The following is a 15,393-nucleotide window of genomic DNA, read 5'->3' on the forward strand; positions in this document are numbered from 1 at the left end:
TGACTCAAAGTATGGTCTATTTTATGTCTTCCCTAAGCTTTGACGGTAATATCAAATTGTAACTCCCATACCTCGCTAGGCTTCAAATAACGGCTTCCCACATGATTGTTAAACGCATCAGGAATACAAGTGCAGGGTTCCAAGGCTATACTGTTTCGATGAGGAGGAATATACACTTGCATATACGGATATCCCTTTGTACTAATTTCTACCTCCTTGCCGTTCACTGAATTTATCAGTTTTACTTTTGAGACATTCCCTTTTTCGAAAACAAAACAATGATTTAGTTCAGTAGCTCCAATAGGCTTCAAATCGGAAGCGCCAAAGGTATCTACCAATTCACCTGTCGGAACCAGATCATGATCAATGACGTAATATCCTTGTTGCCCCATTTCCAAGCTATAGACATCCGCTTTTTCAGGTGCCATAAAATAGGGATGCCACCCATGTCCCACCGGGGCCGTATCACTACCTAAGTTTTTAATTACCGTGTGGATCGAAAGCGTATTACCGGAAAGCTGATAGGTATTGGACAACAATAAATCAAAAGGGTAGCCCCTATGGTCGTGTTGATATCGGTATTCCAATTTTACCCGACCATGACTTGCCCCTATATCGACAACCTTGAACGGGCGATTATAAATTAAACCGTGAAGGGCATTTTTATAGGGATGATCATTGAGCGGCAATGAGAATTCTTCACCATCAAAAGTATAGTTCCCTCCTTTGATCCTGTTGGGAAAAGGAAACAACTGTGCCCCGGCATAGCCATTTACGGTAAAATCTTGAAATTCCTTTGCATTACGTGCCCCCAAAAGTACTTCCTTGCCCTTACAGACAAAAGAATTAAGGCTTCCCCCATAATCGGGTATAAGCGAAAATGAATTATGAGTTTCACTATCGATGCATTCTAAAATAGTATGACCATCGATTCGGGTTCTTATGATGTCGTATTTCATTTATTATAAAAATCAGACGGTCATATTGATTTTCAAGTGTTTGAGCGGTTCCCGCCCGGCTTTTACTTTGTATTGCTTCCCAAGTGACGGGCTACCTATAATTTCCAAGGAAATACTATATTTCCCCTTGGCAAATACCCTTGGGCTATACGTATTGGAAGGCAATCGCAATACATATAACAAAGTGCCGTCTTCTTCAAACACCTTTAATAAGGGAAGCTTTTCTGAAGTAATATGCAATTCCGGCAAAAACAGATCAGCCTTTGAAAGGTAATTGTCTTCCTGCTTCACGGTTATCGGCCAACCTGGGTATTGTGCGTCGCTTTGTAAGGGGTCGTAGAAACGTTTATAGCAATCGGTCCGTATGGTGCGTTCTTTTTTGTTAAAGCTCACTATACCGTAGCCACAGGCCCGGTTGTGCAAAATAATAGGTTCTTTGTGCGAGTTATACGGATTGCCTACAGCCTCTACGGTAATCTTATTTCCAAATCCATCGATATGGTCGCCCGTGTAGGCAGGTTTATCATGGCTATGTTCTCTGCCATCGACCGGAGGCCAGAACCTTCTCGGCCAAACATTGTTTAGTGCAGGACCGGTATAAGCATAACCGCAATCGCCAAATTCGTCTACCCCATATTTGATAAATGTACTTAGATGCTGGTCTCCCGCGATGTGAAAGGTCATGGCTTTTCTGATAGTCTTTAAGGCTTTGTCCCTTTTATTTTGGGGCCAGGCGTTACTATCGGCATCTACGGTCATCACATCCCCTTCAATGTATTCCCCTTTTTCAGGCACGTACAAGGTCGGCACCATGGTTTCGCCCGTATTATTGTCTTTGGGCAAGGTTGCGACCGCGGCAAAAATGGTCTGTGACAAAAGGGCCTTCATCTGGGTGTCTTCTTGCCAGTCTTGTACCCAATCTTCAAGGAATGCCTCTTGGCGTTCCCCCAGTAGGTCGGCCTCTATATTCCTGTGTTTTTTGATATCGAAATTTTCGCCCACGATAAAACCGTTATAGACTTCGGCCTCGGGCGGTAATACCATTTTTGGGGCCGATTTAAACTTACGGTCTTCCAAAATGGCAAAACTCAGCCCGGCATAATCCCATTGTGTATAGTATACATTGATTCCTTGTTCTACAGGCCTAGCATCGTAGGGGTCGGGCAAATGGGCGGTCTGGGTAAACTGAAGGATATTCACCCACTCGGGATCCATTTTATATCCTCCCGTATCCTGGGCATCTGAACCGTAGCCCAAACTAGGGTCCGTATGGCTTCCTCCTGCCCCCCATAGGTTGCCTTGGTACACATCGTGGTCATCGGTGATGACGGCGCAGGGTTTATGCCGGAACACTTCGCGGTACGACCAACCGAACATCATCCACTTTCTTAAAAAATCAAGACAGCGTTTATCGAAATCGCCCGTAAATTGCGATCCGTAACCCCCGTTCCGCTCATAAAACTGATCCCCGAGAAAAGCACATATATCGTAGTCTAGTTTACTCAAGGCCTCATGGATATCACTATCGGGAAAACCGTAATCGGCATTGCAATTCAATACGGCCAATTTAAGCTCGTCTTTATCCTTGGGCTCTTCGGCGATAGTCCCTTCATAGTAGTATTGAAGAACCCCATCTTTTCTGGGCAATTCTACGGCAATACGATAGGGCACATCCTTGTCCCCTTCCCAATTGTCAATTACAAAAAGTTCCGTTCTCCCGGCATGCGTCAAGCTTATTTCCTTTTCTACGGCCCATCCGCCTTCTTTTTTAAATTCCAACCTTAGTTTATGTCCCGGTATTTTTTCAAATGGGGCAAACTGTCCCTTAAGCTTTAATCGCTTTCTATGTAAGGTGTATTGGGTAAAACAAATGGGTCCGAATATCTGGTCCTCGTTTTCATACAGTGATGAGGATTGAATGGTCCAATCGGAGAAGGCACACGATGGGCGATCTTCGGTTAGGCCCTTCCCTTGAAAATCTGCCATAAGGGCAAAATTGCCAAGTACCTCCATTTTTTGTACGACCAAGTCCTTGCTAAGGAAGAGGGTTTTATTTTCTGCCAACACTTCAACTTGAAGGTTCTGGCTGTCATTTGACCCGAGGGAAGTGCTTACCGATAAGGTAAAGTGTTTGGGCAGCTCCTCGAATCCCGTTTCGATTATCGCCTCGCCCACCTTTAACTTACCCTTTGGTGTCAGCCCTACAACCAATCCCTTTCCAAAAATGGCAGACCTGTAATCTTCAAAATCGCCTTTCCCCCCTAAAAGCATTCCTACGCAACCCTTGTTCAATTGCTGTATTTCAGGGTTTACCACTTCAATGGTGACCGAGGTACGCACCCCGGCATCGCCGTTGTGGTTTTGAACCGTCAGCAACTGCAAGTTTCTGTTCTTTGCCGTTATATTACAAAGCAACCTGCCGTCACGTATTTCCCAGTCTTGCAACCTGTTTCCCCAATATTCGGGGCCTACCCACTTCATGTCGTACCACAGTTCCCAAGCACTCTTAAACTGTACGGGAACATTCTTCCCCAATTCCTTTTTAAAAAAACTAGACATCCCATAGCCTGAAAACGCCATAGGTATGATCGCTCCCAGCGACACCGTCTTTATATAATCCCTACGTTTCATGTTATTTATGGTTTAGTGGACTAATCCACATTCAAATAATTTCCCGATTTATCTACCAATTCATCTTCTACTTCTATGCTGTAATCGGGTATTTTGAAATAAATGAATTCGTTATCGGGATCGGGAAATTCGGTCAGTTTCAACCTAAATTCATGTTTACGATCTGCCTTTCCACTATTGTTTTCCCTCCAACCGCTAATAAAAAGGGCTGTACCATCAGGACGTACCGAATCGTCACTTTCAGGGCCGCTCAAGGTACTCGGGTCCAACAAAATCCTTCTCAGGTCGTAAAAGGAACGCTTCCCGTTTGCAGTAGCTTCCGGATTCTTATCTAGGTTCAACCCATAGATTATGGGGCCACGCATAAGGGCCACCCGTCCCGAATTTCTTTTCCTTCCTTTTATAAAACGGATATCCATAGGAAAATCTAAAACTACCTGATCCTTCGAAGTCCATTCCCTCGTAATATTCACAAAAGTCCCCGGCTTGATTTCTCCCGGCCATTTTTCGCCATTGACCGTAATAGTTGCCTCCTTGGCCCAAGAAGGGATCCTCAAGGAAAGTGGAAAGGTCGATGCCTTGTTCGGGGAGACCGATAGCTCTACCCTTCCCGAGGTCGGATAGCTGGTCTTTTGTTGCAAGTCTACCGTAATACCGTTATCGAGCTCAAGCTTTGCTTCGGATTGGGCGTATAGGTTCACGGACACCCCATCTTCTTTCGACCGATAATATACCATTCCGGGCAGTTCGGAAATAATCCTTCTAAAATTGCCGGGGCAGCACATGTATTCCACATCGTAATAATGACGCTCGCCCTCAAAGGGGGTATAGTAGCGTAACTTTTCCCCGTCTGGCGATTGGGCGCCAAAGAGTCCGTTATACACGGTTCTTTCAATGAGGTCGCCGTATTCCGCCTTTCCGGTTAAACGCAGCAGGCTTTCATACACCCTGGTTTGATATGCCGTGGCACAGGTCTCCCCCAATTCGTTTTCGCCATCTTGGTCGTCGGTCCAAATCTCACGTTGTCCGGCACTTCCCGTAATGGTCAGACCATCTTCCGCCAAGAAAAACCGCATGGCATTCTCGGTCTGTTGCAAGAGCTCCTTGTTTCCCGTATACCGGTAAAGTTCAATTTGTGCCATACACATGGCAAAATAGGCGAACATATGTCCGCTTACCCCAGGTCTACGGCCGATCTCGATCTTGGTATCCCATTGGTACAAAGACTTGGTCTTTTCCGAAAAATTGAGGAAGCGTTTTTCGCCCGTGGTCTTGTACAGTCTGAAAATGGCCCAATCGATTCCCGTGTCGAGCACGTGCATATCTACTTCGGCGGCGTAATCATCGGGCATTTCATGCCAATGTTCCATAATAAAATCCGCCGTCTTTATGGCCGCTTTGAGCGAGCGTTTGTTTCCGAACAATTCGTAGTCGGAAGTTAGCCCGTCAATAATAAAGGCCATTTCATGGATATCCCAATTATCACCACCGCCTTGGCTGTTCCACAGTCTACGTTCCGGCTTATAAAATCCAGAATACCCATTTTTTAGCTGTTCGTAAATAACCTTATCGACGATCTCGTTCTTTATTTCTATCATTTTCGGATCATGGGAATAGGCCGCCAATCGTACGGAGGCATCTATAAGCATTCCCATACCGATAAAGGCCCCTACCACTTCGGGTCCGGTTTTGGCCTTGAAATGATCGGTGAAGTTTTTATCGAGGTGGAGTTTTTTGATGTTGTTGTCCATGGTCACATCAAGTCGCCTTCCGATTTCGCCTTCTATCTTGACGTTCTTGACTAAAACTTGATGAAACTCATCCGAAACTTTTGCCGGTACAGCATCTTGGGCATGGAGCAGAGGTATACATACCGCTACTAAAGCAATGTAAACAAGAGTACTTTTCATTATCTTATGGTTTAAATTTTTACTATTCATCTATCCTTATAATTTTGTTGTTCAGCGCTTCCCCAAGCTTATCGTAAAGGTCTTGGTCTCTCCCTCTTCAAATGAAATTTCCAACGCTTCGCCTTTGCTTGTAAGCGCTTTCCCCGAGCTATCCTCGCTGGTCCAAGTGGTATGATAGCCTCTGATCAATAGATTGATATGCTGCTTTTTATTGGAATAAATGGAACAGCGGACAACACCCTTGTCAAAATCCCAGGACAGCTCCTTTACTCGAGCTTGGGTACGGCACGCTATATTTGTGATTTTGCCCACGGCGATATCTTCCTTCCATGCGGGCAACAACTCAATAAACCCAGGGCGAGAGTATACCAAGGCTTCGGCCACTACGGTGGGCAAACTACAGAGTGCATCGGAGTTAAAAATTTCGAGATTCGGATTATGGGAGGTAAACATTCCCCTGTAAATAAACTTTTTAGACAGCATATAGCTCAAGTTTTTATACAGTAAATCGGCCTGTTTCAGTCTTGCGCCGATCAGGGCCCGATGCATAAGTCCATGCGCGGAAAAGTTGCCGGATTTTCTCTTATTTGCCGCTATTATGGCCGCATCAAAAAGCTCGGGCGTTTCTTCTGGGTTAATCTCATGTCCCGGCCACACCGGATAAAAGTGCGATGCGTGGCGATGGTCATAATTGTCCTCTAAATTGGGGGCGGCCCATTCCTTTAATCCTCCAATATCGTTGATAAGGTAAGGAGGAAGCTTGTCCCTTAGTTCCTGTAATTGCTTTCTCCTTTCTGATTTAATGCCCAAATTATCGTACACGGTAATCAGATTGGTAAAAATCTCCTTGGCTACGGCAATATCCATGGTAGCGTTTATTACCCCGCCCACCTTTAAGTTTGACGGTGTATTTTCCGGAGAATAGGAAGGAACGAAAACAAAATTTCCCTTACTGTCCTTAACGGTGAGGAAGTCCTCATAAAAGAGAGCCGTCTTTTCCATCATCGGCAACAAGCGTTCCTTCAAGAACTTCTCATCCCCTGTCGTTTGATAATACTCATAGCATGGGGAGAGCAGCCATCCTGCCCCTGACACCCAAAACTGACCCGGAAAGGAGGCGTTAAAATGGGTATGCAAGCCCCTTCTCCCCGAGGTCCTGAATCCTGATAAATACCCTCTGCAACCGTAAATGTTCTTAGCATTTATTTCCCAATCGGGGGCAATCCGCTCCAACATTTTCATATAACTATCAATCGCCTCGGGCATGTCGGTAATGTTCGCCGAGGAAATCTGTAGGTTGACATTGGCATCGGTGGTAAAGTCACCCGACCATTCCGGTCTCCATTGCCCGTTCCATATCCCCATTAGATTGGGCGGATTTTCGCCACTCGAAGACAATAGGGCGTACCGCCCCATATAGAACATGGTTTCTAGAAATTCGGGAGAAATACGATCGGGATTTTCAATCTGTTGGGCAATCAGTTCCTCTGTCGCGTGCCGCACCGAATCGTTGGAGTAAATATCAAAGTCTACCCGGTTAAAGATTTCTTGGTGGACTTTAGCGTGACGCGATAATAAGGATCCATAGTCTAGCCCAACTTCGTTTATGGCTTCCTTGGCCTCTTCAATTTGGCTTTTTCCAAAATCTTCCAATGGAATTATTTTACTGATCAGCAGTACTTCTTCCGCATCGCGAATACTCAAAACGCTGTCGTTTACAGCCGTATGCCCTTGGTTAACAACGACCTTGGTAAGCACGTCATAACCGCGTTTGTTGACCCGGTAATTCACGCGGAATAAAAGCCAATCGGGACTTATCGACCGCGTAACATCGGACACCCCGTAGGGGACTTCTTCCCTAGTGGCCCAATCTTCCGGTTTTGCCCCCTGCATATCCATTGAGATTTCGCAATTGATAGCCCCATCACCGCCAATTTTTTGAACAATGACATGGTCTTTTCTGCTCACAAAAGATCGGCGGTCAAAACGCTGTCCGTCATCTTTCCAACTTACCACCACTTCCCCCGTTTCAAAATTTAGGCTTCTTCCGTAATCCTCGATAGAATTGATCTGGGGTTGTTGGATGTTCATGACAAGGGCCGGATGGTACGGATCCGTCCATAACAATTTGGGGAGTCCTTCATCTTTTGCCCTATCAATGGAATAGTTAATGGCCCCTTCATAGTCGCCATTCATCAACATTTTTCTGGTCTGCGGTAAGTACTTCGCAATATTCGGTGGCTCTACATTCTCATTTCCGATAGGCTCATAGAGGAATTCGTGATTAAAGATGACCTGTTCATTTTCAGGTTGACCAAATACCATTATGCCCATTGCCCCATTACCACTCACGAGGGCATCTTGCCACATATCCGCGGGTAGCATACTATATATAGCTTTGGAATAGATTTCTTTCTTGTTATCGTCTTGACGGTGACAAGAAAGAAATATTATGGCCACTATAAATAATTTGACAATGTTGTATTTCATCATATTTTCTTTTTCCGGTTTCCTTCAATACCTTACCTGTTCAAAAACCCAATGCGCCTGAATAAAAATTTAAATATTGGGGCGATAACTATCGCCCCAATTTTAATTGTAAAGAGCGGTAAAACAAGGTTTACCAACCCGGGTTTTGTTCCAACTTTGGGTTTATATTGATTTCCCTTGTAGGCAAGGGCCTCAAATAGTGTTTTCCAGCGTCGAAATAACGTCTTTCAGAAGGCTCTACAATAAGGAAGCCATTCGCATCGGTTCGGCTCTGGTAGTCTTCCTTGAGATAGATGTTCTTATCATCGTCATTGATGATAATAGGGTCGGTACCCCATTGTGAACCAACTATTTTGATACCTAAGACGGTCTGTGGTAAAACCTCTTCGGCGATCTTCCATCTTCGCAAGTCGTCGTAGCGATAGCCTTCCAAGGCAAGTTCAACCGTACGCTCCCTTCGTATCTCCTCCTTCATGTCCAATCCGTTCGAACTAACAAAGGTGTTTTTTAGAGGAAGCATGCCTACCCTATCACGGATTACATTGATCGACTTATCTAAATCGATATCACTGATACTACCGTTCTTTTCGTACAAGGCTTCCGCATAGATAAGCAATACTTCGGCATAGCGGATTACATGGGTATCCCATCCGAATTGGTTCTGTTGGGTGGTATTCCCAAACTCATTTTCAGACCTGTATTTATTGGTCATATAGCCCGTATTCCCATTTCTTGATGGGAAAAATGGCCAACTTTCAATAGGTTCCGGAAAAAGTGACCAGACCACGGAACTACCGGGACGCACAAAGGTCATTTCCATACGGGGATCACGGTTTTCGTATTCCGAAGTCCTTGTATCATACCCATTGAAGTCATCCGATTTATCGATGGGGAGTCCATCGGTACATAAGTATTCATCGGCCAATTTCTTGGTAGGGATATATTCCCCACCTAAAATACGGTCACTGAAATTCTGACCGCGTACGTTCACCTCATAGCGACTGTCCAATATACTCTCTGGAGAGTCGTCTCCTTCCTCGATAAAGAGGTATCTATAACTTTCGGCACCCTTACCCGTAAACAGGCTGAACTCATTACTATCGATGACCTCACTGGCCGATGCAATGGCTACATCTAAATATCCACCATCACCAGCGCCGTGATATTTCCCCCAGGTTCCTTCAAAAAGGGCGATTCTAGCCTTTAATGCCAAGGCGGCACCTTTGGTAATCCTACCCACGTCAGCTGAGGCAAGACTTGATTTTAAAGGCAGGTCTAGACTAGCATCGGTAAGGTCTTGTAGCATAAAATCGACAGTTTCCTTTCTTGTGGCCCTTGCGTCGTACAATCCTTCCGAATCGATATCGGGAACATCCTTTATCAAGGGAACTCCCCCGTACAACCTAAAAAGCATCCAATAGTTCCAAGCCCTGAAAAATTTAGCTTCCGCAACAAACCTTTTTACATCGGCATCCTCTAATTTTCCAGAATTTTCCGCTTCGGCAAAAATCTTATTGCACTGACGAATGTAGGTATAAGGGGTATTCCATTTACTATCGGTATCAGAAACCACATAGGTTCCGTTACTTATGGAATTATCGGTGAAATAAGCGATTTCAGACTCTACATCGGCTTCTATCTTTTGCTGTGACAGCGAATAGTAAAGGTTGTTGGAAGCCAATTTAAAATCGTCGGCAGTCTCCCAGAAGGTGGCATCTGAAATAGAGTCAAGAGGATATAGATCCAAGTCTTTGGTACACCCGGAAATTAGCAAAACAACCAAAATAATATAATTATATAACTTTTTCATTTTTCTATTTGTTAGGGTTTAAAATTTCAGGTCAACGCCCAGTGAAATGGTTTTGGTAAATGGGTAATTCTGGTACGTCTTGTTTCTACCCGCGAACAAACTTTCGGGATCATAAGAATTGCCCCATGTGCCCTTACTAAAAGTAAAAAGGTCATCGGCACTTGTATAAAGTCTAAAGCTCTCCAATCGCAATGATTCACAAATCGATTCCGGTAGGTTAAAGGCAAGCACCAAGGACTTGACCCTTAGGTAGGAAAGCTTGTTTACCACCCGATCGGAATATTTGTAGTTCCAGTCCCTTAGTTCATCCCATCCTACACCACCGGGGATAATTCTAGGAAATTCGGCATCGGTTCTTTCGGGCGTCCATGTTTTTCCGTGAAAGTAGCTTATAGAAGGGTGCCATACGTAGTACAAGGGCATGCTAGGTACACCTTCCCTAATACCGACCCTCTTGCCGACTCCCTGAAAGAGCATGCTAAAGTCAAAGTTCTTGTACGATAAACTGATGTTCGAAGAATACGTATACCTAGGGTTGGTATTCCCTAAATACTTCATATCGCCCGTGGTACCCGCTTCGGGGTTGCCGAATGCCGTAATTTTTCCGTCACCGTCCAAATCATTGTACATGGCATCGCCAATACCGATATTCTGAGGAACGTTTTCCAATTTTTTGTATTCGTCCAACTGCTGTTGATTTTGAATAAAGCCATTGGATTCAAATCCGAAATACGAATTTATGGGGTAGCCCTGTCTTGTCGACACCAATCCTTCGGCATAGGAATCGTTTCCTTCCAGTTTGGTCAGTTTGTTTTTGGCATCACTCACGTTGGCGGAAATGGAATATTTAAAGTCGCCCTTGGTATCGCTCCAACCTATGGAGAAATCCCATCCCTTGGTTTCCAAATCACCGATGTTCAATGTAGGGGCCGTACCACCAAGGGTTGCTGGCAAGGTTACATTGACCAACATATCGCTGTTCTTCTTTACGAAATAATCGAAACTACCGGCCAACCTTGAATCAAACAAGGCAAAGTCGACACCGATATTGGAAGTCTCTATCGTCTCCCATGTACGCGATTCGGAGGCTATACTGGCCACCGCACCTGGCAAACCAACATTGGGCGAGCCCAGTGGATAGTTCCCCGATACCGTAATAAGGGGAATGTAATCGTAGTTACCGAAACTTAGGTTTTGGTTTCCCGATTGGCCCCAAGAGGCCCTCAATTTTAAATCGTTGATTGTATTCGAATTCTTTATAAAATTCTCCTCTCCCAAATTATATGAGGCGGATACGGCGGGAAACAAGGCACTCCATCTTTCGCTGGCCGCAAATTTTGAACTTCCGTCTATTCTTGTGGTTACATCGACAAAGAATTTACGATTGTACGAATAACTGAACCTTCCGAAATAGGAGTTCAAAGCCCAATCGGTCAACGACCCCGTATAATCCATAAAGGCGACATCGGTCCTATCGGCCAAGTTTAGGGTAAATATGTCGTTCGACTTAAAGTTATAGCCCGTTATACTTTGGCTTTCATATTCGTTCTGCTCGTGCGAGACACCTCCCATCAAATTAATACGATGCTTTTCGAACAAGGTTTTATTGTAATCTAAGTATACCGTATATGAACCATAGGTGTTTTTAGAATTGAAATAGGTCGCGGAATTCGGGTTGTTTCGCGTACCGAAGGTTTCGTCGTCCCAATTGATCAAGTCGAAGGTACGGTTAGAAGCATTGGAATCGTATAATTCGAAATTCACCCCTACTTGCGTTACCAGCTTTAAATCATCGGTAATACTAAGGTCGGCCTTTAAGTTGGTTTGAAATTTCTTTAGGTCTGAGCTTTTCTCTCCGTTTTCCTCTAATAATTGTATGGGATTCTGATAGTTTTGATACCAGTAAAACTGGCCATCGGGCGTATATGTAGGGGCATAGCTCCACATCAGGTGTGCACTTTCTATGGCGCTTCCCAAAGCCGATGGTTCCTTTACCACATTGTTATCGAATGCCGTACGTAGGTTCACCTGTAGCTTGTTCTTAAAAAGATTGAAGCCGAAATTCACCCTAAGGTTGTACAGGTCCGATTTTGATACGCCATGGGTGATGACGCCATTGTTCGATTTGTAGCCTGCCGAAATCAGGTAATCATGATTCTCTTCCCCACCTGAAATCGATAGGTTGTGCATGCTTTGGGTTCCGGTTCCGTAGATTTCCTTCAACCAATCGTGGGAGCCATAAAATCCTGGATAGTTTTCCAAATACTTCATCCACCCATTGCCCGGTTCGGGCGCAGCGTTGTTTCTGATTTTATCGAATACTTCTTCGGTCACCCCGGGCTGCCCGATGTTACGCATTCCCTCATCGTACATTTCCGCCATTTGCAAGGTGTTGGTCATTTCGCTTATGTAGGTTGGAATATTGACCCCATAGTTATAGGAGTAATTAACCGACAAGCGCCCTTTCTTTCCCTTTTTCGTGGTCACCATCACCACCCCATCGGCCGCACGCGCACCGTAGATCGAAGCTGCCGCATCTTTTAGAACGGTAACATTTGCAATATCATTAGGGTTTATGGTGTTGAGATCTCCGGGAATTCCATCAATCAAGATCAAAGGACTACTACCCGCTATGGACGATGCGCCCCGAATATTAATGGAGTAGCCTTCACGCCCCGGTTGCCCGCTACTTCGAGTTACGGTAACCCCTGGCATGGCCCCTTGCATGGCATCCAAGGTGTTGATCACCGGACGGTCTTCAAATATTTTATCGCCTACTTTCGACACCGAACCTGTCAATTCCCCTTTTAGCTTGGTTCCGTATCCCACAACAACGACTTCATCCAAACCCGAGGCACTTTCCTCCATTTGTACACTTACCGAAGTCTGTCCCTTTAGGCTGACCTCCTTGGTCGCGAAGCCTATGTAGGAAATCACAAGTATGGCATTTTCATTGGCCACGTTTATGGCAAAATTACCGTCAAAGTCGGCCGTAACCCCGTTTGTAGTGCCCTTTTCCACAATATTCGCCCCTGGAAGCGGTTCTTGGTTCGCATCCAACACGACACCCTGTACTTGCCTTTGGACCACTGTGGCTACCTTCGATTTATCTGGCACGACTCGCGTTGTTTGGGCTTTGGAAGCATCGACCTTGATTACAATCTGCTTTTTCAAGATGACATAATTAATGGGCGTTCCCTTAAAGAGTATGTCCAATATTTTCGCTACCGGCTGATTGGTAACCTTGACCGAGACCAATTTCTTTATATCCAATTTTTGGTTATTGTAAAGAAATTTGAAATCCGTCATCGACTCTATTTCCTCAAAGACCTGGCGTATTTCTACCTCGTTCAGGTCAAGGCTGATCTTTGTTTTTTGCGCGTATCCGTTAGCCTGTACGGAGAAAATAGAGAGCATTATAAGAATTGCCGAAAGTTTCATTCTTAAATTTAATTTTAACGAATGGGCACTGTAGGTACCCATGCCAGTACATTTTTCCATATTTTTGTAAAGTTTTTTAGTTGACTATTAAATAGTTGATTATCGTAAGTCGGGAAATGTTAGCGCATTTTCCGATTTTTTTTGTTCGATATCCACCTATTCGATTTTGTTCAATTCACTTTTTTTTTGGTTATTTCATAGGCACTTGGTATTAGTTGGTTTTGTGATTATTTTGGTGGGAAAATGATAATATGGTTATCTGTTATTTGATATTCAAAAGGGGTTTCGAGCGTAAAGGAATTTAACACATCGTCTATGGTCTCTACATCAAAGGTGGCGGTAAACACTTGGCCATTTAATTTTTCATACCTATTCTCTATGGTCACGTTATAATGCCTTTGTAGCTTTTCTATAATCTGTTTAAAGGAAGTACGCTTTAGTACCAACACCCCTTTTACCCAATCGGTATACGTATGGGTATCGACTTTCTCAAAATCTATCTGTTCATGGAACTTATCCCAGTCGCCCTTGTATCCGGGCTGCAATAATGTACCCTTCGCGGTCTTGTTCCCTTTTTGCGCAGGATAGAGCATTACCGACCCCTCCACCAAAACGGTACTCACTTTTCTATCTAAACTATAAGACGATATATTGAACTGGGTGCCCAAGACCTGAACATCCATTCCTCCTGCACTTACAACAAATGGGTGCCTTTTATCTTTGTATACATTGAAATAGCCTTCGCCCGAAAGAAAGACTTGTCGGTTTTGCCCTGGTATAAATTTAACGGGATACTTTAGGGAAGACCCCGCATTGAGGTGTACTATGGTACTATCGGACAGGATCAGTGTAAATCTTTTACCATAGGGCACTTTTAAGGTGTTATACGAAAGTTCCGTGGCCTCCCTATGTATGGAATAGTCCAATTGTTCTTCCACCTGCTTTACCAATACGCTTCCCTTTTTGTTGGTAATGGACTTTATCTCGTTGGGGGAAATCACCTTGACTTCACCATTGCCCAGTTGTAAGGTAATGGCATCGGTCGGTGTCACGGGGCTATCGGTATCGGTGCCATATTTCAAGTAGCCCAGACCCAAGGTCAGCCCCACGATAAGCAGTGCGGCATATTTCAATGGAAACCATTGGAAAGAACGGAGCTGGTTTTTCCTTTTTTGCGTTTGTGAGCGCGCTACGATACGGTGCCAATCCGCATCGATATCGAGTTCCAAAACCTCTGAAACGTTTCCTCCCTTCTTTTCAATAGCTTGAAGGCGTCGAAACAAGGATCTATTTTCCTCGGAATCATTTATCCAAGCATCAAAATAGAACCGTTCTTCATCGGTAAGTTTGTCCTTTAGTTTTTTTACTATAATCGGGGCTATATCCATAGTCTTCATTCCGTTCGATCAAGCTTAAAAATTGATCGCTTTGGTATATGACCCAGAAATAATAAAAGAGGGTGATGCTATTTTGAGAAAAGTTTAAAATTTTTCCAGCAAAAACTAAAAAACCACAAAAAAGAAGATGATGTAATGCGCATTTCTTAAATTATTTCGCAAAATCCGATATGCTTTTTTCATTTGGGTCTTTACCGTATTCACCGATATCCCTAAGGAATCGGCGGTAGAATTGTATTTCTGGCCCTTTACCACACAAAGTTCAAAAACGTTCTTGCATTGGGGAGGAAGTTTTTCGAGCGCATCTTGCACCTTCAACCTCAGTTCATCATCCGGCTCCTCTTTCTCTAAGGCGATTATCAAGGCATTTTGATTTAAGGGCTCTAATTTTTTGGAACGTTCCAAATGTTTCAGGCTTGTATTCTTAACGGCCCTCCAGATATAGGCCTTAAGGTTTAAAATTTCGGCTGCCTGATCTTTGACCAAGATTTTTACGAACACATCTTGAACAATGTCCTTTGCCTGGTCCATACAAGCCACGTAACTATAAGACAACAAACAGAATTCACTATAGCACTCCTTGAAAATAACCTGCACCTTTAGCCGTATACCATGTTCGTCTTTGGTATCCACTGGTTTCCGTAAGGAGCTATTAGCTGTTATTTTCATTGATTCCATCCGTTTAGAGATTTAAAGGAATAATACATCGGTTAACCCAGAACAACAAAACTTTGGCCTACCACAATTCTATGTAT

Annotated in this window: 8 protein-coding genes; all 8 read right to left on the reverse strand. The window is 44.1% G+C overall.

Annotated elements, in window-relative coordinates; all coding sequences use genetic code 11:
* Positions 1–32 precede the first annotated feature (32 nt).
* The 8 genes from H9565_RS14665 to H9565_RS14700 all read right to left on the reverse strand — a co-directional run bounded on the left by H9565_RS14665 (position 33) and on the right by H9565_RS14700 (position 15,307).
* Complete coding sequence (locus H9565_RS14665) at positions 33–959, reverse strand: aldose 1-epimerase (protein ID WP_215440742.1); 927 nt, start codon at positions 957–959, stop codon at positions 33–35.
* A 12-nt stretch (positions 960–971) separates the two neighbouring features.
* Positions 972–3,590 (reverse strand): alkaline phosphatase D family protein, encoded by a 2,619-nt coding sequence (locus tag H9565_RS14670; RefSeq protein ID WP_215440743.1) that lies wholly within the window; start codon positions 3,588–3,590, stop codon positions 972–974.
* 20 nt (positions 3,591–3,610) lie between these two features.
* Positions 3,611–5,500 carry a beta-L-arabinofuranosidase domain-containing protein gene (locus H9565_RS14675; protein ID WP_215440744.1) on the reverse strand — a complete coding sequence of 630 codons (1,890 nt, stop codon included), beginning with the start codon at positions 5,498–5,500 and terminating at the stop codon, positions 3,611–3,613.
* A gap of 51 nt (positions 5,501–5,551) precedes the next feature.
* Positions 5,552–7,960, reverse strand: coding sequence for a glycosyl hydrolase family 95 catalytic domain-containing protein (locus tag H9565_RS14680; RefSeq protein WP_215440745.1), 2,409 nt, complete (start codon positions 7,958–7,960; stop codon positions 5,552–5,554).
* 160 nt (positions 7,961–8,120) lie between these two features.
* Positions 8,121–9,800 carry a RagB/SusD family nutrient uptake outer membrane protein gene (locus tag H9565_RS14685; protein ID WP_215440746.1) on the reverse strand — a complete coding sequence of 560 codons (1,680 nt, stop codon included), beginning with the start codon at positions 9,798–9,800 and terminating at the stop codon, positions 8,121–8,123.
* Between the two features lie 18 nt (positions 9,801–9,818).
* The gene (locus H9565_RS14690) at positions 9,819–13,301 is read right to left on the reverse strand and encodes a TonB-dependent receptor (RefSeq protein ID WP_215440748.1); all 3,483 of its coding nucleotides are present in this window, start codon (positions 13,299–13,301) and stop codon (positions 9,819–9,821) included.
* Positions 13,302–13,468: 167 nt separating this feature from the next.
* On the reverse strand, positions 13,469–14,638 hold the full coding sequence (locus H9565_RS14695) for a FecR family protein (RefSeq protein WP_215440749.1): 1,170 nt from the start codon (positions 14,636–14,638) through the stop codon (positions 13,469–13,471).
* A gap of 105 nt (positions 14,639–14,743) precedes the next feature.
* Complete coding sequence (locus tag H9565_RS14700) at positions 14,744–15,307, reverse strand: sigma-70 family RNA polymerase sigma factor (protein ID WP_215440751.1); 564 nt, start codon at positions 15,305–15,307, stop codon at positions 14,744–14,746.
* Between the last annotated feature and the right edge of the window lie 86 nt (positions 15,308–15,393).

It is taken from the genome of Zobellia russellii (assembly GCF_018728565.1).
GTDB classification, from domain to species: domain Bacteria; phylum Bacteroidota; class Bacteroidia; order Flavobacteriales; family Flavobacteriaceae; genus Zobellia; species Zobellia russellii.